General features: G+C 62.9%; 2 protein-coding genes. Both read left to right on the top strand.

All coding sequences use genetic code 11. From position 1 onward, the window contains the following. Positions 1 to 159 precede the first annotated feature (159 nt). Complete coding sequence (locus EN935_RS33670; protein ID WP_126069648.1) at positions 160 to 1,146, top strand: ABC transporter permease; 987 nt, start codon at positions 160 to 162, stop codon at positions 1,144 to 1,146. A gap of 62 nt (positions 1,147 to 1,208) precedes the next feature. Then, positions 1,209 to 1,919: sugar ABC transporter substrate-binding protein (locus EN935_RS33665; protein ID WP_164771591.1), on the top strand; the 711-nt coding region annotated here is incomplete at its 3' end.

Genomic DNA, 1,919 nt, shown 5'->3' with positions numbered 1-1,919 from the left:
TTTCCGGGCATTGCACCAGCTTCGGCAATCGATGCGTCCACTCGGTGAATATCGTTGCCAGCCCGGGTTCTGAACGCGGATTCATTTGACGAACCGGCGCTGAGCCGATTAGCTTTCTTTCCCAGGGATGGCAGCGCTGCCATCGGGGCAAACGCAGACATGAACACGATCGGCTGGCCGAATTTCAGGAGCCTGAATCAGGAAGGCATTGTCTTTGCCATCGCGGTGGTGCTGTTCGTTGCCGCTGCCATCGGCCTGCCTGGCTTCATCGATGCCAACAACCTTGTCGCCATCGTCCGCTCCGTGTCGGTGCTCGGCATCCTGGCGCTTGGCATGGCCGTCGTCATCATCGGCCGCGGCATCGACCTCTCCGCCGTAGCGATCATGGCGATGTCGGTCGCCTGGTATCTGCAACTGCTGAACTCGGGCACGCCGGATGGGCTGGCCTTCGCCTATGTGCTGGCCGGCGTGCTGGCGATCGGGCTGCTGAACGGCTTTCTCGTCGCCTATGCCGATGTGCCGGCGATCTTCGTGACGCTGGCCACCGGCTCCTTCGTCTTCGGCTATGTGCGCTCGCAACTGATCACGCAGGATGCCGTGCCGGTGCCGCAGGGCCACTGGGTCGAGCTGCTCGGCGGCCTGCGCTTCCTCGATATTCCCATCGAGGTGTTCGTGTTCGCCGGCCTGGCGTTCCTGTTCTTCCTGTTCCTGCGCTACACCAAATGGGGCCGCTACATCTATTTCGCCGGCGACAATCCGGTGGCCGCCCGCAACATCGGCATCCCTGTGCGGCCGATGCTGGTGCTGCGCTACGTGCTTTCCGCCTTCGTCGCACTGATCGCCGGCCTGCTGACGGCGGCGAGCCTGCATTCGATCAACACCCGCGTCGTCAATTCGACGCTGCTCTACGACATCGTGCTGGTGGCGGTGATCGGCGGCATCGGCCTGTCCGGCGGGCGCGGTGGGGTGCGCAACGTGCTGGTCGGTGCGGCGCTGATCGGCATCCTGCTCAACGCCATGACCATCATCGACATTCCGCTGCTCTACCAGAACCTGATCAAGGCAGCGATACTGCTGGGGGCCATCATCGTCGACGGCATCATCAATCCACGTGACGAGCAGACCGCCCAGCAAGGCGATATTTAGGGGTACCCGGTCCGATCCATCCCGATCGGCCGGCAATGAAAATCGAAACGAGAGGATCTGACATGAAATTCATCAGGACATTGATGGCTGCCGCCACGGCGCTCGCCGTCACCGCCTTCGTGGTGCCAACCTTCGCCGCCGACGATCCGGGTCCGGCGGCTTACGCGCAGGCGCTCAAGGGCAAGCGCGTGATGCTGGTGCCGCTGGCGATGGGCTTCGACCTGGCGCAGGGCTGGGCGCATTACCTGAAGAAGGAAGTCGAGGCCTGGGGCGGCACGTTCGAGACGCGCGACCCGAACTGGGTGGTCGATGCCGGTGCGCAGGCGATCACCGACGCCATCTCGTCGGACACCAGGCCGGACGTGCTGATCATCCATGCACCCGACCTCAACTCCTATTCCAAGCTGATGAAGAAGGCGCAAGCCGCCGGCACCTACGTCATCCTGGTCGACAATCCCGCCAATTTCCCTGCCGACGCCTTTGTCGGCAGCGACTGGGACCGGCTTGGCCAGCTCGAGGCCGAAGCGGCTATCAAGGGCTGCGGCGAAAACTCGTCGAAGAAGATCGGCCTCGTGCAGGGCGACCAGGCCAACTCTTCCAGCCTCTACCAGTATGCCGGCATCATGAAGGTGCTGGACAAGCATCCCGACTTCAAGGTCGTGGCCAAGCCCGACTCCAACTGGGACGCGACGACCTCGCGCAACGTGACGACGACGATGCTGCAGCAGAATCCGGATATCTGCTCGATCATCGACTTCTGGGATGGTGACGCC

The organism is Mesorhizobium sp. M7D.F.Ca.US.004.03.1.1, from assembly GCF_003998635.1.
GTDB classification, from domain to species: domain Bacteria; phylum Pseudomonadota; class Alphaproteobacteria; order Rhizobiales; family Rhizobiaceae; genus Mesorhizobium; species Mesorhizobium loti.
This window is presented reverse-complemented; position numbering and strand designations above follow the sequence as displayed.